Origin of the sequence: Streptomyces aquilus (assembly GCF_003955715.1) — a bacterium.
GTDB lineage: Bacteria > Actinomycetota > Actinomycetes > Streptomycetales > Streptomycetaceae > Streptomyces > Streptomyces aquilus.
In genome coordinates, this window is sequence record NZ_CP034463.1 from 6,762,660 (window position 1) to 6,782,338 (window position 19,679).

At 71.0% G+C, this 19,679-nt stretch carries 22 protein-coding genes and 1 pseudogene; 20 read left to right on the plus strand and 3 right to left on the minus strand.

Annotation, left to right across the window (positions count from 1 at the left end; translation table 11 throughout):
* Positions 1-185: 185 nt before the first annotated feature.
* From EJC51_RS31320 to EJC51_RS31335, 4 genes are all read left to right on the plus strand, one after another.
* Positions 186-614, plus strand: coding sequence for a nuclear transport factor 2 family protein (locus EJC51_RS31320; RefSeq protein WP_126274143.1), 429 nt, complete (start codon positions 186-188; stop codon positions 612-614).
* A gap of 138 nt (positions 615-752) precedes the next feature.
* Positions 753-1,454 carry a response regulator transcription factor gene (locus tag EJC51_RS31325; protein ID WP_244362939.1) on the plus strand — a complete coding sequence of 234 codons (702 nt, stop codon included), beginning with the start codon at positions 753-755 and terminating at the stop codon, positions 1,452-1,454.
* Positions 1,455-1,554: 100 nt separating this feature from the next.
* On the plus strand, positions 1,555-2,775 hold the full coding sequence (locus EJC51_RS31330; RefSeq protein ID WP_165951184.1) for a cytochrome P450: 1,221 nt from the start codon (positions 1,555-1,557) through the stop codon (positions 2,773-2,775).
* Between the two features lie 11 nt (positions 2,776-2,786).
* Positions 2,787-2,981, plus strand: coding sequence for a ferredoxin (locus EJC51_RS31335; RefSeq protein WP_097268555.1), 195 nt, complete (start codon positions 2,787-2,789; stop codon positions 2,979-2,981).
* Between the two features lie 62 nt (positions 2,982-3,043).
* On the opposite strand, the gene EJC51_RS31340 is transcribed toward EJC51_RS31335, so the two are convergent.
* Positions 3,044-3,469 carry a nuclear transport factor 2 family protein gene (locus EJC51_RS31340; RefSeq protein ID WP_166682922.1) on the minus strand — a complete coding sequence of 142 codons (426 nt, stop codon included), beginning with the start codon at positions 3,467-3,469 and terminating at the stop codon, positions 3,044-3,046.
* A gap of 155 nt (positions 3,470-3,624) precedes the next feature.
* Between EJC51_RS31340 and EJC51_RS48895 the strand changes: the two are divergent.
* The 9 genes and pseudogenes from EJC51_RS48895 to EJC51_RS31385 form a co-directional block, all read left to right on the plus strand.
* Positions 3,625-3,801: pseudogene (locus tag EJC51_RS48895) on the plus strand (TcmI family type II polyketide cyclase); the annotation flags it as partial.
* Between the two features lie 75 nt (positions 3,802-3,876).
* Positions 3,877-4,209, plus strand: a complete 333-nt coding sequence (locus EJC51_RS31350; protein WP_126277201.1) for a TcmI family type II polyketide cyclase — start codon at positions 3,877-3,879, stop codon at positions 4,207-4,209.
* Positions 4,206-5,477 carry a beta-ketoacyl-[acyl-carrier-protein] synthase family protein gene (locus tag EJC51_RS31355; protein WP_126274146.1) on the plus strand — a complete coding sequence of 424 codons (1,272 nt, stop codon included), beginning with the start codon at positions 4,206-4,208 and terminating at the stop codon, positions 5,475-5,477. The genes EJC51_RS31350 and EJC51_RS31355 overlap by 4 nt, the downstream gene beginning before the upstream one ends.
* Positions 5,474-6,667, plus strand: a complete 1,194-nt coding sequence (locus EJC51_RS31360) for a ketosynthase chain-length factor (RefSeq protein ID WP_126274147.1) — start codon at positions 5,474-5,476, stop codon at positions 6,665-6,667. The genes EJC51_RS31355 and EJC51_RS31360 overlap by 4 nt, the downstream gene beginning before the upstream one ends.
* Before the next feature lie 30 nt (positions 6,668-6,697).
* Entirely contained in the window at positions 6,698-6,973 is a 276-nt protein-coding gene (locus EJC51_RS31365) for an acyl carrier protein (protein ID WP_126274148.1), read from the plus strand.
* A gap of 15 nt (positions 6,974-6,988) precedes the next feature.
* Positions 6,989-7,783 (plus strand): 3-oxoacyl-ACP reductase FabG, encoded by a 795-nt coding sequence (gene fabG, locus EJC51_RS31370; protein ID WP_079308114.1) that lies wholly within the window; start codon positions 6,989-6,991, stop codon positions 7,781-7,783.
* Between the two features lie 33 nt (positions 7,784-7,816).
* Positions 7,817-8,785 (plus strand): aromatase/cyclase, encoded by a 969-nt coding sequence (locus EJC51_RS31375; protein ID WP_126274149.1) that lies wholly within the window; start codon positions 7,817-7,819, stop codon positions 8,783-8,785.
* A complete protein-coding gene (locus EJC51_RS31380; RefSeq protein ID WP_126274150.1) occupies positions 8,782-9,684 on the plus strand; it encodes an alpha/beta hydrolase in 903 nt (300 codons plus the stop codon). The genes EJC51_RS31375 and EJC51_RS31380 overlap by 4 nt, the downstream gene beginning before the upstream one ends.
* A gap of 463 nt (positions 9,685-10,147) precedes the next feature.
* Positions 10,148-11,044 (plus strand): 4'-phosphopantetheinyl transferase family protein, encoded by an 897-nt coding sequence (locus EJC51_RS31385; protein ID WP_126274151.1) that lies wholly within the window; start codon positions 10,148-10,150, stop codon positions 11,042-11,044.
* A gap of 3 nt (positions 11,045-11,047) precedes the next feature.
* Here the strand turns inward: EJC51_RS31385 and EJC51_RS31390 are convergent, their stop codons facing one another.
* Positions 11,048-11,974 carry a LysR family transcriptional regulator gene (locus EJC51_RS31390; RefSeq protein WP_126274152.1) on the minus strand — a complete coding sequence of 309 codons (927 nt, stop codon included), beginning with the start codon at positions 11,972-11,974 and terminating at the stop codon, positions 11,048-11,050.
* 93 nt (positions 11,975-12,067) lie between these two features.
* Here EJC51_RS31390 and EJC51_RS31395 point away from each other — a divergent pair, with 93 nt between their 5' ends.
* Positions 12,068-12,898, plus strand: a complete 831-nt coding sequence (locus EJC51_RS31395) for an oxidoreductase (protein ID WP_126274153.1) — start codon at positions 12,068-12,070, stop codon at positions 12,896-12,898.
* A gap of 34 nt (positions 12,899-12,932) precedes the next feature.
* Here the strand turns inward: EJC51_RS31395 and EJC51_RS47875 are convergent, their stop codons facing one another.
* Complete coding sequence (locus tag EJC51_RS47875; protein WP_166682779.1) at positions 12,933-13,097, minus strand: hypothetical protein; 165 nt, start codon at positions 13,095-13,097, stop codon at positions 12,933-12,935.
* Positions 13,098-13,312: 215 nt separating this feature from the next.
* On the opposite strand from EJC51_RS47875, the gene EJC51_RS31400 reads away from it, so the two are divergent.
* The 6 genes from EJC51_RS31400 to EJC51_RS31425 all read left to right on the plus strand — a co-directional run bounded on the left by EJC51_RS31400 (position 13,313) and on the right by EJC51_RS31425 (position 19,675).
* On the plus strand, positions 13,313-14,467 hold the full coding sequence (locus tag EJC51_RS31400) for a DUF4190 domain-containing protein (RefSeq protein ID WP_126274154.1): 1,155 nt from the start codon (positions 13,313-13,315) through the stop codon (positions 14,465-14,467).
* A 147-nt stretch (positions 14,468-14,614) separates the two neighbouring features.
* Positions 14,615-15,367, plus strand: coding sequence for a GntR family transcriptional regulator (locus tag EJC51_RS31405; protein ID WP_059192549.1), 753 nt, complete (start codon positions 14,615-14,617; stop codon positions 15,365-15,367).
* A gap of 296 nt (positions 15,368-15,663) precedes the next feature.
* The gene (locus tag EJC51_RS31410; RefSeq protein ID WP_059192548.1) at positions 15,664-15,858 is read left to right on the plus strand and encodes an SPOR domain-containing protein; all 195 of its coding nucleotides are present in this window, start codon (positions 15,664-15,666) and stop codon (positions 15,856-15,858) included.
* Between the two features lie 10 nt (positions 15,859-15,868).
* Complete coding sequence (locus EJC51_RS31415) at positions 15,869-16,273, plus strand: (deoxy)nucleoside triphosphate pyrophosphohydrolase (RefSeq protein WP_126274155.1); 405 nt, start codon at positions 15,869-15,871, stop codon at positions 16,271-16,273.
* 99 nt (positions 16,274-16,372) lie between these two features.
* On the plus strand, positions 16,373-16,798 hold the full coding sequence (locus EJC51_RS31420) for an ATP-binding protein (RefSeq protein WP_126274156.1): 426 nt from the start codon (positions 16,373-16,375) through the stop codon (positions 16,796-16,798).
* 273 nt (positions 16,799-17,071) lie between these two features.
* The gene (locus EJC51_RS31425) at positions 17,072-19,675 is read left to right on the plus strand and encodes a SpoIIE family protein phosphatase (protein WP_126274157.1); all 2,604 of its coding nucleotides are present in this window, start codon (positions 17,072-17,074) and stop codon (positions 19,673-19,675) included.
* The last annotated feature ends 4 nt before the right edge of the window (positions 19,676-19,679 follow it).

Genomic DNA, 19,679 nt, shown 5'->3' on the forward strand with positions numbered 1-19,679 from the left:
ACTCGTGTACGCTGGCGGTGCCCGGGCCCGGTACCGCTGCGGACGTTTCTTTTTCGATGTCCGCAGAACGTCAAGGAAAATTAACGAACCCCTGTGGTTTCGTGAAGGAATCGATCCGTGGTGAAGCCACTCACATGGCTACGGTTGTGCTTGCGTGACCAAGGGGGAAGCTGGAGGGTGGAATCGTGGATCCGAGATGGTCAAAAGCTGAAATAGGTGAACTTCTCGATCGCTATGTCCTCGGGCTCGACTACGACAAACTCGACGACGAGTGGGCCGCCGAGCTGTTCTCCGACGACGTCGTCATCGAATTCCCGATCAGTCGGCACACCGGCATCGACGGACTCGCCGAATACCACCGGCGGGCATTGGCCATGTGGGCCGGAACGCACCATCTGAACACGCCGTCGGTCGTGAGCGTCTCCGGGAACCGGGCGACGCTCCGCGCCAACATGACGTCCGTGCATGTGCACCACGAGCGGGAAGGCGAGATACGACCGCACTATGTGTCGGGCACCTGTGTCACCGGCGACGCGGTGCGCACCGAGCGGGGCTGGCGCCTTTCCCGTCTTTCGTTCGACCTGATATGGAAGACCGGCAACCCGCCGGACTGAGTTGGGTGGGCATTTATGCGATCAGCACAAGTGAAAGCGAGTTCTCGACCAGAGATACTCGAAACCCACGACACCGAGCACCGTACGACGGCCCGAGCGACCTTCGGCAGCCGAACCGGTGCGGCGACCTCATCGCCGGTGCCCGTCCGGAACCTCGCGGACACCTGGCGGATCCTGGTCGTCGAAGGCAGCAGGGCCGACCGTGCGACCCTCACCGAGGCACTCGAGCGACACGGCCATCATGTCGACGCCGTCGACTCCGGCGCCGAGGCACTGGCCTGGTTCGAGACCGCCGACCTCGTCCTGCTCGACCTCGACCTGCCCGATCTGGACGGCCTCGAGGTCTGCCGCGAGATCCGGGTGGCCGGCGACATCCCCGTCATCACCGTCACCTCGCGCGCCTCCGAACTCGACTGTGTGCTGGCGTTGCAGGCCGGCGCCGACGACTACGTCATCAAGCCCTACGGCATCCGCGAGCTCATGGCCCGCTTGGACGCCGTGATGCGCCGCGCGCGCCGCGCCCCGCACACCGCCCCGGACGCCGACGGCGGGGCGGTGCTGGAACACGGCCCTCTGCGGATCGACAGCGACTCGCGCGAGGTCGAGATGAGCGGCCGGCCGGTGCCGGTCACCCGCAAGGAGTTCGATCTGCTCGCCTTGCTGGCCAGCGCCCCGGGGCAGGTGATCTCGCGGGAGTCCATCATGCGCAAGGTGTGGGGCGAGTCCTGGTCGCGCCGCACGGTCGACACCCATGTCAGCAGTCTGCGCAGCAAACTCGGCGGACCGGAATGGATCGTCACCGTCCGCGGGGTCGGTTTCAAACTCCGCAGCATGCGCTGACAGTACATTGCCGTTGAATTGACGTTCGCTGAACCCGTACATGTAATTTCCCTCGTTATCGTCGGACCGCAGGAAGCGGAAACTCCGAACGAGGGGTGACATGACGAACACCGATATCGACGAGACCAGTGAACTCGTCAGCTTTCCCATTCAGCGCACGTGCCCTTTCGCCATTCCGCCGGTCTACACGAAATTCCGGGAGGAGGCGCCGGTCAGTCAGGTGGTCCTCCCGGACGGCGGAAAGGCCTGGCTGGTCACCAAGTACGAGGACGTGCGGGCCGTGATGTCGAACCCCAAGCTCAGCTCGGACCGCCGTAAGAAGGAGTTCCCGGTCGTGGTCCCCGGGCAGAACGCGGCCCTCGCCAAGCACGCCCCCTTCATGATCATCCTCGACGGTGCGGAGCACTCGGCGGCCCGGCGGCCCGTCATCAGCGAGTTCTCGGTCCGCCGCGTCGCCGCCATGAAGCCGCGCATCCAGGAGATCGTCGACCACTTCATCGACGAGATGCTGAAGCTGCCCCGGCCCGTCGACCTCAACCAGGTCTTCTCCCTGCCCGTGCCCTCGCTGGTGGTCTCCGAGATCCTCGGTATGCCCTACGAGGGACACGAGTACTTCATGGAGCTGGCCGAAGTCCTGCTCCGCCGCACCACCGACGAACAGGGCCGCATCGACATCTCCGTCCAACTGCGCGCGTACATGGACAAGCTCGTCGAGGAGAAGATCGCCAACCCCGGCGACGACCTGCTCAGCCGCCAGATCGAGCTCCAGCGGCGGAACGGCGGCATCGACCGGCCCCAACTCGCCAGCCTGTGCCTGCTGGTTCTGCTGGCCGGCCACGAGACCACCGCCAACATGATCAACCTCGGTGTCTTCTCGATGCTGACCAGGCCGGAACTGCTCGCCCAGATCAAGGCGGACCCGGCGAACACCCCCAAGGCCGTCGACGAACTCCTGCGCTTCTACACGATCCCGGACTTCGGCGCGCACCGGCTGGCGATGGACGACGTCGAGATCGGCGGCGTCCTCATACGCAAGGGCGAGGCCGTCATCGCCTCCACCTTCGCCGCCAACCGTGACCCCGCCGTCTTCGACGACCCGGAGGAGCTGGACTTCTCCCGCGACTCCCGGCACCACGTGGCCTTCGGCTACGGCCCCCACCAATGCCTGGGCCAGAACCTCGGCCGCGTCGAGCTCCAGGTCGTCTTCGACACGCTGCTGCGCAGGCTGCCCGACCTCCGGCTCGCCGTGCCCGCCGAGGAGCTGAACTTCAAGAGCGACGCCCTCGTCTACGGCCTCTACGAACTGCCCGTGACCTGGTGAAGGAGAGCGCCATGCGACTGGAGAAGGACCACGACCGCTGCATCGGCGCGGGGCAGTGCGTACGGACCGATCCGAGGATCTTCGACCAGGACGACGACGGGCTGGTCAAGGTCCTGATCGAGCGGCCGCGGGGCGCCGACGAGGCCGCCGCCCACAAGGCGGTCTTCATCTGCCCGGCCAAAGCCCTGTCCCTCGCGGAGGACTGACCCCCGCGGTCCCCCCACACAGAAGCCGCGCCGGCGGGACCGGCGCGGCTTCTGCCCGTTCGTCAGTGGTCGTGCATGCCGTGGTCGTCGCCCGTCGTCCACACGGGCTCGATCCCGATCCGGGACAACAGCCAACTCTCTTCCTCACGCACGGCGGTGAAGGTGTAGCGGGCGCCCAGGTCGAAGTGCTTGCCCGGGCCGCCCGGGCTCACATGCACGGCGGTGATGTTCGCGTGCACGGTCGCGCGGTCGCCGTGGAGTTCGGGGAGCACGTTCGCCACGGTGTGCATGGTGGTGGCCCAGACCCGGTCGTCCCGGAGCATGCCGGCCAGCGCCGCACGGCCCTCGATCCGGATGTCCGGCAGCAGCTCCATGGCCACGTCCGGGACGAGCAGCGCGGACAGCGCCTCGTGGTCGCGGAGATCGACCGCACGCGCGAAACGGGCCACCAGAGCCTGGAGTCGAAAGAAGTCCTCGATATCTGTCATGGCTGTGATCCTGCGCACCCGAAAGGCACCTGCGCCACTTTCCTGAAATCTTCTGACGAACCTCTGACAAGACCTGAACTTGCCTGTATTGAAACCTGTATTGGGCCTCGGAAGACTCGAACTCATCAACGGCTTCCCGTGATGGAGAAGGACATATGCACAGCAGTGTCATAGTGGCCCGGATCAAACCCGGAAGCGCTGAACAGATTGCCGAGGACTTCGCGAAATCCGACGCCGAACCGTCCGGCACCCGGAATCTCCTGCGCCGCCAACTCTTCGAATACAGGGGCGTGTACGTCCAGCTGCTGGACCATGCCGAGCCCCACGAGCCGGTCACCGCTGCCCTGGAGACGGTCGCGACCCGCTTCTACGCGTGGCACGGACAGCCGGTCGCCCACCCGCACCGGATGCACAGCACCATGATCGTGGCCCGGCTCGACGAGTCCGACCTCGACACCGTCGCGAAGCTGTTCGCCGACTTCGACACCGGCACCGAACTGCCGCACACCATGGGCACCCGGCGCCGCCAGCTCTTCGCCTGCGAGGGCCTGTACTTCCACATCCAGGACTTCGAGTCCGCCGACGGCGGCCGACTGATCGAACAGGCCAAGCTGGACCCGCGGTTCGTACAGATCCAGCAGGACCTTCTGCCGTACATCACCGTCTTCGACCCGCAGACCTGGCGTTCCCCCTCCGACGCCATGGCCACGCGCTTCTACAGCTGGCAGGCCGCCGTATGAGCGGGCGTCGCGTGGTCGTCACCGGGATGGAGGTGCTGGCGCCCGGCGGGGTGGGCACCGACGCCTTCTGGTCCCTGCTCAGCGAGGGCCGCACCGCCACCCGCGGCATCACCTTCTTCGACCCGGGCCAGTTCCGTTCACGGGTGGCCGCCGAGATCGACTTCGACCCGTACGCCCACGGTCTCACCCCGCACGAGGTGCGGCGCATGGACCGGGCCGCGCAGTTCGCGGTGGTCGCCGCGCGCGGTGCCGTCGCCGACAGCGGGCTCGACACCGAGGCGCTGGACCCGTACCGGATCGGCGTCACCATCGGCAGCGCGGTCGGCGCCACCATGAGCCTCGACGAGGACTACCGCGCCGTCAGCGACGGCGGCCGGCTCGACCTGGTCGACCACGCCTACGCCGACCCGTTCTTCTACAACCACTTCGTGCCGAGTTCCTTCGCCGCCGAGGTCGCCCGCGCCGTGGGGGCGCAGGGGCCGAGCAGCGTGGTGTCGGCCGGGTGCACCTCCGGGCTCGACTCGGTCGGGTACGCCGTCGACCTCATCCGGGAGGGCGCCGCGGACGTCATGGTCGCCGGCGCCACCGACGCGCCGATCTCGCCGATCACGATGGCCTGCTTCGACGCGATCAAGGCGACCACGCCACGCCACGACGACCCCGAGCACGCCTCCCGCCCCTTCGACGGCACCCGCAACGGGTTCGTCCTTGGCGAGGGCGCCGCGGTGTTCGTCCTGGAGGAGCTGGAGAGCGCGCGACGCCGCGGCGCCCGTGTCCACGCGGAGATCGCCGGATACGCCACCCGCAGCAACGCGTACCACATGACGGGCCTGCGCCCCGACGGCGCCGAGATGTCCCAGGCGATCACCGTCGCGCTGGACGAGGCCCGCATGAACCCCACGGCCGTCGACTACATCAACGCGCACGGCTCCGGCACCAAGCAGAACGACCGGCACGAGACCGCCGCCTTCAAGCGCAGCCTCGGCGACCACGCGTACCGAACCCCCGTCAGCTCCATCAAGTCGATGGTCGGACACTCGCTGGGCGCGATCGGCTCCATCGAGATCGCCGCGTCCGTCCTCGCGATCCGCCACAACGTCGTACCGCCGACCGCGAACCTGCACACGCCCGACCCCGAGTGCGACCTCGACTACGTGCCCCTGACCGCCCGCGACCAGCTCGTCGACACGGTCCTCACCGTGGGCAGCGGCTTCGGTGGGTTCCAGAGCGCGATGGTGCTGGCCCGACCCGAAAGGACGGCGGCATGACGGCCTCCGTGGTGGTGACCGGCCTGGGGATCACCGCCCCCAACGGGCTCGGCACGAAGGACTACTGGAGCGCGACCCGCGTCGGCAAGAGCGGCATCGGCCCGCTCACGCGCTTCGACGCGGCACCGTACCCGGCGAAGCTCGCCGGCGAGATAGCCGGCTTCGCCGCCGAGGAGCACCTGCCCAGCCGGCTCATGCCGCAGACCGATCAGGTCACCCGGCTCTCCCTGGTCGCCGCGGACTGGGCGCTCGCGGACGCCGGGGTACGCCCCGCCGACCTGCCGGCCTTCGACATGGGCGTCATCACCGCGAGTTCCGCGGGCGGCTTCGAGTTCAGCCAGCACGAGCTGAAGAGCCTGTGGAGCAAGGGCGGCGAGTACGTCAGCGCGTACCAGTCCTTCGCCTGGTTCTACGCCGTCAACACCGGCCAGATCTCCATCCGCAACGGCATGAAGGGCCCCAGCGGCGTCGTCGTCACCGACCAGGCCGGCGGCCTCGACGCGGTGGCGCAGGCCCGGCGGCAGATCCGCAAGGGCACCTCGTTAGTGGTCGCGGGAGCCGTCGACGCCCTGCTGTGCTCCTGGGGCTGGGTCGGACTGCACACCAGCGGCCGGCTCAGCACGGCCGACGATCCCGGCCGCGCCTATCTGCCCTTCGACGAGCGGGCCGCCGGTCATGTCCCGGGCGAGGGCGGCGCGTTGCTCATCCTGGAGGCGGCCGACGCCGCCCGCGCCCGCGGGGCCCGGGTGTACGGCGAGATCGCCGGGTACGCCGCCACCTTCGACGGCCGCGAACCGGGCCTGCGCAAGGCGATCGAACTGGCCCTGGCGGACGCCGACCTGGCGCCCTCCGACGTGGACGTCGTCTTCGCCGACGCCGCCGCCGAGCCCGAACTCGACCGGATCGAGGCGCAGACGATCGTCGCGGTCTTCGGTCACCGGGGCGTCCCGGTCACCGCCCCGAAGACCATGACAGGACGCCTGTACGCCGGCGCCGCCGCCCTGGACCTCGCCACCGCCTTCCTCGCGCTGCGGGAGGGCCTGATCCCGCCGACCGTCCATACCGACCCCGCCGACCGCCACGGTCTCGACCTCGTCGGCGCCCAGGCCCGCCCCGCCGCACTGCGCACGGCCCTCGTCCTGGCCCGTGGCCACGGCGGCTTCAACTCGGTGATGGTCGTCCGCTCCTGACCGCCTTTCAGCATCTTGAGGAGAAACCTGATGTCCCAGCCCACGTTCACCTTCGACGACCTCAAGCGCATCCTCCTCGAAGGCTCCGGCGCCCCCGAGGGCGGCGGCCTCGACGGAGACGCCCAGGACGTCCTCGACACCGAGTTCAGCGACATCGGCTACGACTCGCTCGCTCTGCTGGAGACCGCCAGCCGCATCGAGCGGGAGTACGGCATCGACCTCGACGAGTCCGTCATCGGCGACGCCACCACACCGCGCGCCTTCATCGGCGCCGTCGCTGACCACCTCGTCGCACCGGCCGCCTGAAAGGAACGCGAAGAGATGACCGACACGACACAGCAGGAGCGGCGCGTCGCCCTCGTGACCGGCGCGACCAGCGGGATCGGCCTGGCCGTGGCCCGGCTGCTGGCCGAACAGGGACACCGGGTCTTCATCGGCTCACGCACCGAGGACAAGGTGCTCACCACGGTCAAGCGACTCCAGGAGGAGGGCCTGGAGGTGGACGGCGCCGTCCTCGACGTCCGCTCGGTGGACTCCGTACGCGGCTACGTCCGCGCGGCCGTCGACCGGTTCGGGACGGTCGACGTGCTCGTCAACAACGCGGGCATCAGCGGCGGCGGGGTGACCGCCGACCTCACCGACGAGCTGTGGGACGACATCGTCGACACCAACCTCAACAGCGTCTTCCGGCTGACCCGCGAGGTCCTCACCACCGGCGGCATGCGGGACAAGAGCCGCGGCCGCGTCATCAACATCGCCTCCACCGCGGGCAAGCAGGGCGTGGTCCTCGGGGCGCCGTACTCCGCCTCCAAGCACGGTGTCGTCGGCTTCACCAAGGCGCTCGGCAACGAACTCGCCCCCACCGGCATCACCGTCAACGCCGTCTGCCCCGGCTATGTGGAGACGCCGATGGCCGAGCGCGTACGGCAGAACTACGCGCGGCTGTCCGGCGCGTCCGAGGCCGCCATCCTGGAGAAGTTCCAGGCCAAGATCCCCCTCGGCCGCTACTCGACGCCCGAGGAAGTGGCCGGTCTGGTCGGCTATCTGGCCTCCGACCTGGCGGCCTCCATCACCTCACAGGCCCTGAACGTCTGCGGCGGCCTCGGCAACTTCTGACCGCGCAACGCCCGTTCCCACCAGAGGAGCCCCATGCCGTCCCAACCGCGCACGTCCCAGCACGAGATCAAGATCGCGGCGCCCGCCGAGGAGGTCTACCGTCTGCTGGCCCAGGCGGAGAACTGGCCCCAGCTGTTCCCGCCGAACATCCACGTCGACCGGCTGGAGGGCGGTGAGCGCGAGGAGCGCATCCGCATCTGGGCGACCGCCGGCGACACCGTCAAGAACTGGACCTCGCACCGCACCCTGGACCCCGCGGGGCTGCGCATCACCTTCCGGCAGGAGGTGAGCGCACCCCCCGTCGCGGCCATGGGCGGCACCTGGCAGATCGAGGACCTGCCCTCCGGCGAGGCCCTGGTCCGCCTCGGCCACGACTTCCGGGCCGTGGAAGAGGCCGACCTGGCCTGGGTCGACGAGGTCGTGGACCGCAACTCCCGCGCCGAACTGGAGTCTTTGAAGGCGCTCGCCGAGTCGAAGACCGCCACCGATGAACTGACCTGCTCGTTCGAGGACACGGTCCACATCAAGGGGGCCGCGAGCGACGTCTACGACTTCATCTACGAAGCCCACCTGTGGACCGAGCGCCTGCCGCACGTCGTCACGGTCCGCCTCGACCAGCCGGAACCCGGGCTCCAGACCCTGGAGATGGACACGCTGTCCAAGGACGGCTCCACGCACACCACGAAGTCGTACCGCGTGGGACTGGCCCCCGACCGCATCGTCTACAAGCAGATCACCCTGCCCGCACTGATCACCCTGCACACCGGCCGCTGGACCTTCACCCCGGCCGGCGACGGGGTCGACGCGTCCTCGCAGCACACCTTCACCGTCAACACGGCGGCGATCGAGCGGGTGCTGGGGACGGAGGCGACCGTGCAGGACGCGATCGAGTACGTCCGCACGGCCCTGAGCACCAACAGCAGGGCGACACTGACCATCGCGAAGGCGTACGCGGAAGGCCTGGCCGGAACGGCAGGTTCCGGCGGGGAAGGCCGTTCATGACCACGGCGCCCCCCGCCCCGCCGCCCCCGGCGCCGGTGGTCGACCGGCGGCTCATCACCCTGGACGCGGACGGCATCCCGCTGTCCGCCCGGCTCACCCTGCCCACGCACGTCCCGCCCAGGGCGACGGTGGTCGCCCTGCACGGGGCCGGGATGAGCGCGGCGTACTTCGACGGCCCGGCCCACCCGGAGACCTCGCTGCTGGCCCTCGCGGCGGAACTCGGCTTCGCCGCGGTCGCCGTCGACCGCCCGGGTTACGGCGCCTCGGCCGGCCAACTTCCGCACGGCCAGGGGGTGGCGGACCAGGCCACCACCCTCGCCGCAGCACTGCGCGGCCTGTCGGCGTACGGCGCGACCGGCGCCGGGATCTTCCTGGTGGCCCACTCATTCGGCAGCAAACCGGCGTTGCGGATGGCGGCGGACGGCAAGGTGCCGGGGCTGCTCGGGCTCGACGTCTCCGGCTGCGGTGACGAGTACCTGGTCCCGCCCACCGAGCCGGGCACCCGTGCCGGGAGCTGGAAGCTCAACTGGGGTCCCCTGCGGCTGTATCCGCCGGGGACGTTCCAGGCCGGTCTCGCGGTCGTCGCCCCGCCGCCGGAGCGCGAGCTGGCGGACGCCGCCCGGTGGCCCGAGGAGTTCGCCGCGCTGGCCGGACGGGTCCGCGTCCCCGTCCGGTTCACGTTCGCCGAGCACGAGGCCTGGTGGCGCCGGGACGCATCGGCCCTCGCCCGGCTGCGGAACCGGCTCGACGCGGCCCCCCGGGTCCGCATCGACCACCAGCCCGACGCCGGCCACAACATCAGCCTGGGGTGGGCGGCACGGTCGTATCACCTGCGGGCGCTGGGCTTCGCCGAGGAGTGCCTGCGCCGGCGGCCGGGCGGAGAGGGACGGCGACCATGACACTGCACCTGCCCCCACCTTCCCTCGCCGACCTCGAACACCCCCTGGTGGGCGCACTGAGCATCTTCGCCCCAGGCATCGTGGACGCCTCGGCGCGCGAGGAGGAGACGGCCCCGGACCCGAGGTCCCAGCTTCCGACGCGTGCTCCTGGGCCTCACGCCCTGGCGAGTGGTCTTGGGCGTGAGGCGTTGGCGAGTGGTCTTGGGCGTGATGTGTCGGCGACTGGTCCTGGGCGCCAGGTCCCGACGCCTGCTCCTGGGCCTCACGCCCTGGCGAGTGACCCTGGGCGTGAGGCGTCGGCGGCTGGGCGTGGCGCGCTGGCGAGCGGCTCTGGGCGTGACGCGCCCGCGACTGGTCCCGAGCGTGACGTGTCGGCGGCTGGTCCTGGGCGCCAGGTCCCGGCGAAGGCTTCTCGGCTCTACGTCCCGGCGGCCGTGCGACGCCCCGATCGCCCGAGGGCGGCATGACCGCGGCGGCCGACTTGCCCGGGCCACCCGACGCGCCGCGCTTCGGGGGCGTCACGGCGCCCCGGCCCCGCAGCTCCCTCGTCCTCGCCTACGACCTCCACACCCCAGGGGCCGAGGCGGCTGCCCGGGCGGTGCTGCCCCGGCTCTCCGCCGACGACCGGGAACGGGTCGCCCGGCTGCGCCGCCCCGGCGACCGCACCCGCGCCGTGCTGGCCCGCTGGCTCGCGCTACGGGGCGCCGCCCGGCTCCTCGGCACCCCGTGGACCGGCCTCCGGCTCGCCCGCGACCCCCGAGGCCGGCCGTATGTCGTGGGGCGGCCGCGGCTGTCGCTGAGCCTTGCGCACAGTGGGCGGTACGCGGTGGCTGCCGTGGTCCACGGCGGGCGGGTCGGCGTCGACGTGGAGGAGGTCTCCCGGGTGGCCGCTCTGCCCGACAGCGCCTACCTCACCCCGGCCGAGATCTCCGCCCTCCCTCCGGCGCCGCACGGCACCGAGTCCAGGGCGGCGCTCTGGACGCTGAAGGAGGCCGCGACGAAGCTCACCGGCGAGGGCCTGCGGGCGGGCGTGAGACGCGTGGGCTTCCGCTACCGGGAGGCGACGAGGGGGCCGACGGTCGCGCAGACCTCGTACACCCCCGGCGTGTTCACCGCGCACCGGCTCCCCGGTGGCTATGTCTGCGCGGTGGGGCTGGACCGGGGACCGGAGGCGGGGGAGCAGGCGGAGGAGATGACAGAGAGGAGTGCATACGTCATGCATCTGACCCGGCCCATCCAGGAGCACCGCACCCCGGACCCCGGTGGCCCGCTCGCCGAGGCGGACGACGCCGTGGCGCCGGAACGCCCCGAACTGGACGAGGAAGAGAACGATCCCCACATCTGGCTGAGCGTCAACTGAGCATCAGCCGCGCGTCTGCCGCAGTCGCCCCGCCACCTCCCGGCACGCCTCCGCATACCCCCGTACCAGCGCCCCCGGAGGCTGCTCCCGTCGCCACGCCAGCGCGTACCGGCTCGGCGACACCCCGCGCACCGGTCGGGTCACCACCCCGCCCAGCGTGATCAGCGGGGCGTTGCCCGCGGCGACCAGGCAGACGCCCAGGCCCGCGACCAAGGCCTCGTACGTCTCCTCCGTGCCGGCGATCTCCGCGCCGATGCGGGGCGGGCGGCCGGCGCGGGAGTCCAGGGCCAGCCAGTGGTCGCGCAGCGGACCGGCGCTCTCGGGCAGGGCGAGGAACGGCTCGTCGGCGAGGTCGGCGAAGTCGATCTCCGCGCGGGCCGCCAGCGCATGGCTCTCCGGCAGCGCGACCAGCCGCGCCTCCTCGGCGACCACGGTCCACGCGTAGCGCTCGGCGTCCGGCAGCGGCAGCCAGACGAAGGCCACGTCGACGTCCCCGTCGGCCAGCCCCGCGGTCGGGTCCTCCCAGCTCACCTGGCGCAGCCGCACCGTCGCCTCCGGATGGGCGGCGGTGAAGCGGGAGCGGATCGCCGGCAGCAGCCCGCCGCGCCCGGGGCTGGTGCTCATCCCCACGGTGAGGGTGCTGCGCCCCTCCGCCCGGACCGCGTCCAGCGCCGCCGCCCCCGCCGCCCAGTCGTCCACCACCCGCCGGGCGTACGGCAGCAGCGCCTCGCCCGGCGCGGTGAGCGCCACGCCGTGCCGGTCGCGCCGGAACAGTTCGACGCCCAACTGCCGCTCCAGCGCCCGTACTTGTTTGCTCAACGCGGGCTGGGACACGTACAGCCGCTCGGCGGCACGGGTGAAGTGCAGTTCCTCGGCCACCGTGAGGAAGTAGCGCAGGTCCCGCAGATGAACGTCGGTCGTCATGGCCATCGGTTATCACCACGGGTCTTGGACGGGCAACCACCCGCGCCCGCAAGCTGGTTCACAGAAGGATCAACCGAGCGTGAGCGAGCAGGAGCAGTCATGAACAAGGTGTGGCTCATCACCGGCGCGAGCAGCGGCTTCGGGCGGGCCATCGCGGAGGCGGCCCTCGCCGACGGTGACGTGGTCGTGGGCGCGGCCCGCCGCCCCGAGGCGCTGGACGACCTCGTCGCCGCGCACCCCGACCAGGTGGAGGCGCTGCGCCTGGACGTCGCCGACACGGCCGCGGCCGAGGCGGCGGTACGGGACGTGGTGGCCCGGCACGGCCGGATCGACGTCCTGGTCAACAACGCGGGCCGTACGCATGTCGGCGCCTTCGAGGAGACCGGCGAGGACGAGCTGCGGGCGCTGTTCGACGTGCATGTCTTCGGGCCGGCGGCGCTGGTGCGCGCGGTACTGCCCTCGATGCGCGAGCGTCGCTCGGGCGCGATCGTCCAGATGAGCAGCATGGGCGGGCAGATGTCCTTCGCGGGCTTCTCGGCGTACAGCGGCACGAAGTTCGCGCTGGAGGGCATGTCCGAGGCGCTGGCGGACGAGGTCGCGGAGTTCGGCATCAAGGTGCTGATCGTCGAGCCGGGCGCCTTCCGGACCGGGTTGTTCGAGAAGGACCGGGCGGGCGTCAGTACGGACAGCGGCGTCTACTCCAAGGTCAGCACCACCCGCGGCTTCGTCTCCGGCGGCGACGGCACCCAGCCGGGCGACCCTGCCAAGGCCGCCGCGGTCGTCCTGGCCGCCCTCCGGTCCGACCACACTCCGCTGCGCCTCCCCCTCGGCGACGACGGCGTCTCGGCGGTCCTGGGCCACCTGGACCAGGTCAGGGAGGACATCACGCCCTGGGAGAAGGACGCGAGGGCGACGGCGTTCGACGCCTGAGAAGTTCCCGTACGTCAGTACAGCCCGTCCGGCCTCAGTTCAGCTCGTCCTCGCGGAAGGGCGCCGGGTCGGTGACCCAGCCCGCCGCGAGGGCGAGCCGTGACGTGCGGTGGACGGCGAGGAACCGGAAGGGGCGGTCGAGGGTGGCGTGGACCCGCTTCGACTCGTGCTCCGGCTCGGGATCGGTCTGATCGCCCACCACCATGGGCATCGTCTCGGTGAGCCCATCCGTCCGTTGCGCCGCCCACACGTCCAGTGCCGCCCCGTCGGCGGTCTCGTCCCCCGTCAGCCCCCGTTGACCGCCTGAATCGCGGCGTTCGTGACCACCGTTCCGCCCCCGCTCACCCTGCGCTTACCATGCGCCCAGTCGTACGACAGTTCGCCACCCCAGCCCGAACCAGGAGCACGGTACCCGTGTCCATACCTCCGCCTCCCGGCCCGCACCAGCCCCAGGGGCCGTACCCGCCGGGCCCCTTCACCCCGCCAGGGCCCTGGGGGTACGGCTACGGCGGATACGCGCAGCCCGTGCCCGTCAACGGCGTCGCCATCGCCGCCCTGGTGCTCGGCATCCTCTGCTTCCTGCCGGCGGTAGGGCTGGTCCTGGGGCTGATCGCGCTCGCGCAGATCAAGAAGAGGGGCGAACGCGGCAAGGGCATGGCGATCGCCGGGTCCGTGCTGTCCGTCGTCGGGCTGGTGCTGTGGACGGTGTCGCTGTCGACCGGGGTGGTGTCCGACGCGGTCGACGGCTTCAAGGACGCCGCGCGCGGCGACGGCACCGCCTTCGCGCTCGCCAAGGGCGACTGCTTCGACTCGGGCACCGGCTCCCTCCACGGCGACGCCTACGACGTCGACGAGGTGCCCTGCACCGACGCCCACCACGGCGAGGTGTTCGCCGTCGTCACCCTGCCGGCAGGCACCTTCCCCGGTGACGACGAGGTCACCGACCTGGCCGACGACAAGTGCTACGCGCTCCAGGAGGACTACGCGATGGACGCGTGGGCCGTACCGGACGACGTGGACGTCTACTACCTGGTGCCGTCCAAGGAGAGCTGGACCTTCGGCGACCGCGAGATCACCTGCGTCTTCGGGAACGTCGACGAGAAGAAGAGCCTGACCGGCTCGCTGCGCAACGACGCCACCAAGCTCGACGCGGACCAGATCGCCTTCCTGAAGTCGGCCAACGCGCTGGACGGGGTGCTGTACGAGCAGCCCGAGGACTACGCCGAGGACGACCTGCCGGCGAACCGGAAGTGGGCGGGCGAGGTCGGCACCACCCTCGACGAGCAGGCCGAGGCGCTGCGTGCCCGCTCCTGGCCCGCCGACAGCGAGAAGGCCGTCGCCGACCTCGCCTCCGACCTGGAGGCGGCCCGCAAGGAGTGGGCGAAGGCCGCCGCGGCGAAGAACGTCGACGCCTACTACGAGCACTACGACGCCGGGTACGAGTACATCGACGGCGACACCACCGTCACCGCCCGCGAGGCTCTGGGGCTGGCCACCACGGTGCCGTCGTACGACGAGGACTACGACGGCGGGGGCGGCGACGGGGACGCGGGCGAGCTCGATGTGTGATCCCCGCTATAGCGGGGAGAAAGTGCCTGCGTAAAGCCCGCCGACACCACATGTCACTACATCGAGTGATTCTCTGGCCTTTGCTTGCATGGCTCAACCCACGGTTGCCACGCTGTTGCTGTCTGTACAACCTGATGGGAGCGGCCAGTGACTTTCGGTGAGCAGCCGGCGTATCTGCGTGTCGCGGGTGATCTGCGCAAGAAGATCGTCGACGGTTCGCTGCCACCGCACACCCGGTTGCCCTCCCAGGCCAGAATCCGCGAGGAGTACGGCGTCTCGGACACCGTCGCCCTGGAGGCCCGCAAGGTGCTGATGGCCGAGGGCCTGGTCGAGGGCCGCTCCGGCTCCGGGACGTACGTCCGTGAGCGGCCCGTACCCCGCAGGGTCGCCCGCTCCGGCTTCCGCCCGGACGGCGGGGCGACGCCCTTCCGCCAGGAGCAGGCGGACGCCGACGCGCGCGGCACCTGGGAGTCCAGCAGCCGCCAGGCCGAGGCCAGCGTCGCCGTCGCCGAGCGGCTCGCGATCCGCCCCGGCGACCGCGTGATGTGCACCAAGTACGTCTACCGGGACAACGGCGAGCCGATGATGCTCTCCACCTCCTGGGAACCCCTCGCGGTCACCGGCCGCACCCCCGTGATGCTCCCCGAGGAGGGCCCACTCGGCGGCATGGGCGTCGTCGAGCGCATGGCGGCCATCGACGTGATCGTGGACAACGTCACCGAGGAGGTCGGCGCCCGCCCCGGCCTCGCCGAGGAACTCCTCGCCCTGGGCGGCGTCCCCGGTCATGTCGTCGTGGTCGTCCATCGCACGTTCTACGCCTCCGGCCGCCCCGTGGAGACGGCCGACGTGGTCATCCCGGCCGACCGCTACCGCGTCGCGTACCACCTTCCGGTGAAGTAGCGCACACCTTTACGGCTGTTGCCCCGGCGACGGTTCAACGGCCGCTCCTTCGAACGGCGTTGGATTCTGGCCGTTCTCGCAGGTGACCCCCTACGCGCGGATACGCCTCTGACCGGACGCATCGACGTCTGCGCACGGCGCGTTCGCCTCCGCACGCCCCCCTCGTTCTGGCCGGTTGCGTACCTCTTTGTGAAAATGCGTATTCGCTGCGTAAAGGTTAGGCGTAGGCTCGGGCATATGCGGATTGCGGTTTCCTTAGCGGGCGGGGCGTTGTCGGGAAGGAGCAGTGGGGGGCGATGAACGACAGCACGATCACTCTTCCCTGGCTCGTCATACGACAGGACGACAACGGCAACCGCTACCGCGTGGGCCGCTATGCCACCCGCGCCGAGGCCCAGAAGATCGCCGACAGCCTCGACGACCGCGGACACAAGCAGCTGTACTGGGTCGAGCGCATCGGCCAGAACGGCGAGGCCACCCGCAACGCCTAGGCTCCGCCGCATGACCGAACGCACCGTGGTGGTGGGAGCCGCCCTTCTCGACGCCGGCCGCCTCCTGGCCGCCCGCCGCAGCGCCCCACCCGAGTTGGCGGGCCGCTGGGAACTCCCGGGCGGCAAGGTCGAACCGGGCGAGACTCCCGAGGCGGCCCTGGTGCGAGAACTCCGCGAGGAGCTGGGCGTGGAGACGGAGGTGGGGGACCGGATCCCGGGCGAGTGGCCCCTTCGGGTCCCGTACGTCCTCCAGGTCTGGACGGTCCGCCTGCTCCCGGGTTCCCCCGATCCCAAGCCCCTCCAGGACCACGACGAACTCCGCTGGCTGAGCCGCGACGAGCTGTGGGACGTGCCGTGGTTGGACCAGGACATCCCGGCGGTCCGGGAAGTGGCGACCAGGCTGCTTGCCTCCTAGGCGCCCCCGCATACCCCCGTTCGCACCACAGTGCGCCCCGCCGCACGGTAATCCCCACCGGATATCGGGTATGTGCCCATTAACCCCACGAAACCGGACATGGGTGTGGCCTGGGAAGTGATCGGCGTGATCGACACCGAAGGCGACTGCGCCGAGTGGTCGTTCCCCGCGGACCCCGGCGCCGTCCGTGCCGCCCGCGGAGCCGTCCGCGGACGACTGCGCGACTGGGGCCTCGACAGCATGGCCGACATCACCGCCCTGCTGGTGAGCGAACTGGTCACCAACTCCCTGCGGCACGCCACCGGCCCGATCGGCGTCCGCCTCGTCCGTCCCACCGGCCTCGACGCCGTCCTCCTGGTGGAGGTCTCCGACCCGCTCCCGGACCCGCCCCGCGAGCGCGTCGCGCTGCCGGAGGACGAGAGCGGCCGGGGTCTTCAGCTGGTCGCCCATTCCTCGCGCCGTTGGGGTACCCGCCCCGGCGCGGCCGGGAAGACGGTGTGGTTCGAGCTCGCGGTGCCCCAGTGAACGCGGCGGCGCACCGGGGGCGTACGGGGTGTACGCGTGCGCCCGCACTGTCCACCGGCTGGTTCAGGCCACTGACGGTTGTCGGAGCGGGTGGTTCGACTGCGTGTTGGCTGGTTAGAAGACTGGAAGTGTTGTCGCGGTGCGGTCCAAAAAACGCTGGGACCGTGCTGTGATCGTGAACACCGTGTTGTGCGGCGCCGTAGTGCTGGATACTGCGGGCAGCCGTTGCCGGTGACCGGTGCCGGGCGCGGTGAGCTGGAGGGGACGGTTCGCGTGAGCGAGATACCAGCGAAGGCCACGGAGTCCGAGGACCCGTCGGGCGGCGCGAGGTCACAGGCCGCATGTGAGGCCGTGGCCCCACAGGGTGACGCCATGTGGCAGAGCAGTCCGCCCGGCTCGATCTACGACTACATCAAGGTCGCGTCCTTCTCCATCGGCCCCGACGGTCTCGTCGACCAGTGGAGCCTGCGCGCCGAGCAGGTCTTCGGGATCTCCGCCGAGCAGGCGGTCGGCATGGATCCCATCGAGGCGTTCATCGACCCGGACCGGCGCGAGATCGGCCAGCGCAAGATGGCCGAGATCCTCGACGGCCGCGAGTGGACCGGCGTCGTCCCCTTCCGCTCCCCGGACGGCGAGGACGGCACCCCCGGTACGGAGGGCCTCGCCGAGGTCTATGTCATGCCGACGCGGACCGAGGACGGCGCGAAGGCCGCCGTCTGCATCGTCGTCGACGTCCGCACCCTGCGCAGCATCGAGACCGACCTCGCCGCCTCGCAGTCGATATTCGGTCAATCTCCGTTCGGTTTCCTGCTGATCGACCCCGACCTGCGGGTCCGCCGCGCCAACCAGCGGTTCGCCACCGTGTTCGGCGGGACTCCGGACGAGCACCGGGGCAAGGGTGTCCACGACTACCTGCCGCGTCCCGAGGCCGAGCGGGTGGCGGCCACCCTGCGCCGGGTCCTGGACACCGGCGACTCCATCACGGACATGCACGTCACGGGCTTCGTGCCGGGCTCCGAGGACCGCCGGCACTGGTCGGTCAACCTCTACCGGGTGCACAGCGGCTCCGGACGCCCCATCGGCATCGCCTGGCTCGCCATCGACATCACCGCCCGCCGCCAGGCCGCCCGGGAAGCCGCCGCCGCGCGGCGCAATCTCGCCCTTCTCAACGAGGCCGGTGCCCGTATCGGCAACTCCCTCGACCTGGAGACCACCGCCCGCGAACTCCTCGACGTCGTCGTCCCCGGCTTCTGCGACCTGGCGACCGTCGATCTCTACCAGGGCCTCCTGGCCGGCGACGAGACCCCGCCCGGGCTCGCGGACGGCAGCGCCGAACTGCGCCGGGTCGCCTTCGCCAGCGCCGTCTCCGACGCCCCCTTCGCCGGCTCGGGCCCGCCCATAGCGGTCGGCGCCGTCCACCACTACCCCTTCAACTCGCCCTGCGCGGACGCCCTGCGCACCGCCCGCCCGCAGTACATCCCGGCCGAGGAGGGCGGCCTCGTGCAGTCCACGCTCGCCGTGCCGATGGTCGCCCACGACACCGTCGTAGGCCTGGCGCAGTTCGCGCGGACCAAGGGCAGTGAGCCGTTCGGGGACCGGGACCGGGAGCTGGCCGTCGAGCTGGCGGCGCGGGCCGCGGTCTGTATCGACAACGCGCGGCTGTACCGGCGGGAGCACGAGCGGGCGCTGATGTTGCAGCGGTCCCTGCTGCCGCCGGGCGACCCGGTCGCCGCCGGCCTCGACATCGCCTGCCGCTACCGGCCCGGCAACTCCTCCTCCGACCGGCCCAGCGAGGTCGGCGGCGACTGGTTCGACGTCATCGAACTGCCCGGGCACCGTACGGCGTTGGTGGTCGGGGACGTCATGGGGCGCGGACTGCGTGCCGCCGTGGCGATGGGTGAACTCCGCTCCGCCGTCCGCACCCTGGCCCTTCTCGACCTCGAACCGGCGGAAGTGCTGAGCGCGTTGGACGAGATCGCGCGCGGGCTGGGAGCGCCCGGCGGTGTCCAGCAGGCCACCCGGGCCGCCCGCCGGCCCCGCGAGGCCGACCTGTCCGAGGTGTACCTGGCGACCTGCGTGTACGCCGTCTACGACTCCGTCACCCGCCGCTGCACCTTCGCCAACGCCGGTCATCTGCCGCCCGTCCTCGTCGAACCCGGCGAGGCGGCGCTGATGCTGGACGTCCCGCCGGGCATGCCGCTCGGCGTCGGCGGGGAGCCCTTCGAGGAGGTCGAGGTCGACCTTCCCGAGGGCGCTCTGCTCGCGCTCTACACGGATGGACTGGTCGAAAGCCGCGATCACCCCCTCGACGAGGGCCTCCAGGCGTTCGTGGGCGCGCTGACCGACCCGAGCCGCCCGCTGGAGGACGTCTGCGACCACGTCCTCAACACCCTCGACACCCACCACGGCGAGGACGACATCGCCCTGCTGATGGCCCGTGTCCAGGGCCTGCCCACCGACTCCGTCGGCGACTGGACCCTGCCGCGCGAGCCGCGCAGCGTGGGCCGGGCCCGGGAGTACGCGCGCGGGCAGCTGCTCAGCTGGGACCTGGAGCCGCTGGTCGACACCACGGAACTGCTGGTCAGCGAGCTGGTGACCAACGCCCTGCGGTACGGCGAGGGCGAGATCAGGCTGAGACTCCTCCTCGACCGCACCCTGGTCTGCGAGGTCTGGGACTCCGGCCTGGTCCAGCCGCGCCGCCGCCGCGCCCGCGACACCGACGAGGGCGGCCGGGGCCTGCAACTGGTCGGCCTGCTCAGCGCGGCCTGGGGCTCACGCCGTACGCCGCGCGGGAAGACGGTGTGGTTCGAACTGCCGCTGCCGGACGGCGAGACGGGCCTGACGGACCCGGCGGAGGCGTTGCTGAGCCTCTTCTAGGCAC

Bases quoted from the DNA above. Each gene is read 5' to 3' on its own strand.
- EJC51_RS31330 (WP_165951184.1), top strand. From the start codon at position 1,555: ATGACGAACACCGATATCGACGAGACCAGTGAACTCGTCAGCTTTCCC.
- EJC51_RS31335 (WP_097268555.1), top strand. From the start codon at position 2,787: ATGCGACTGGAGAAGGACCACGACCGCTGCATCGGCGCGGGGCAGTGC.
- EJC51_RS31340 (WP_166682922.1), bottom strand. From the start codon at position 3,469: ATGACAGATATCGAGGACTTCTTTCGACTCCAGGCTCTGGTGGCCCGT.
- EJC51_RS31350 (WP_126277201.1), top strand. From the start codon at position 3,877: ATGCACAGCACCATGATCGTGGCCCGGCTCGACGAGTCCGACCTCGAC.
- EJC51_RS31355 (WP_126274146.1), top strand. From the start codon at position 4,206: ATGAGCGGGCGTCGCGTGGTCGTCACCGGGATGGAGGTGCTGGCGCCC.
- EJC51_RS31360 (WP_126274147.1), top strand. From the start codon at position 5,474: ATGACGGCCTCCGTGGTGGTGACCGGCCTGGGGATCACCGCCCCCAAC.
- EJC51_RS31365 (WP_126274148.1), top strand. From the start codon at position 6,698: ATGTCCCAGCCCACGTTCACCTTCGACGACCTCAAGCGCATCCTCCTC.
- fabG (WP_079308114.1), top strand. From the start codon at position 6,989: ATGACCGACACGACACAGCAGGAGCGGCGCGTCGCCCTCGTGACCGGC.
- EJC51_RS31375 (WP_126274149.1), top strand. From the start codon at position 7,817: ATGCCGTCCCAACCGCGCACGTCCCAGCACGAGATCAAGATCGCGGCG.
- EJC51_RS31380 (WP_126274150.1), top strand. From the start codon at position 8,782: ATGACCACGGCGCCCCCCGCCCCGCCGCCCCCGGCGCCGGTGGTCGAC.
- EJC51_RS31385 (WP_126274151.1), top strand. From the start codon at position 10,148: ATGACCGCGGCGGCCGACTTGCCCGGGCCACCCGACGCGCCGCGCTTC.
- EJC51_RS31390 (WP_126274152.1), bottom strand. From the start codon at position 11,974: ATGGCCATGACGACCGACGTTCATCTGCGGGACCTGCGCTACTTCCTC.
- EJC51_RS31395 (WP_126274153.1), top strand. From the start codon at position 12,068: ATGAACAAGGTGTGGCTCATCACCGGCGCGAGCAGCGGCTTCGGGCGG.
- EJC51_RS31410 (WP_059192548.1), top strand. From the start codon at position 15,664: ATGAACGACAGCACGATCACTCTTCCCTGGCTCGTCATACGACAGGAC.
- EJC51_RS31415 (WP_126274155.1), top strand. From the start codon at position 15,869: ATGACCGAACGCACCGTGGTGGTGGGAGCCGCCCTTCTCGACGCCGGC.
- EJC51_RS31420 (WP_126274156.1), top strand. From the start codon at position 16,373: ATGGGTGTGGCCTGGGAAGTGATCGGCGTGATCGACACCGAAGGCGAC.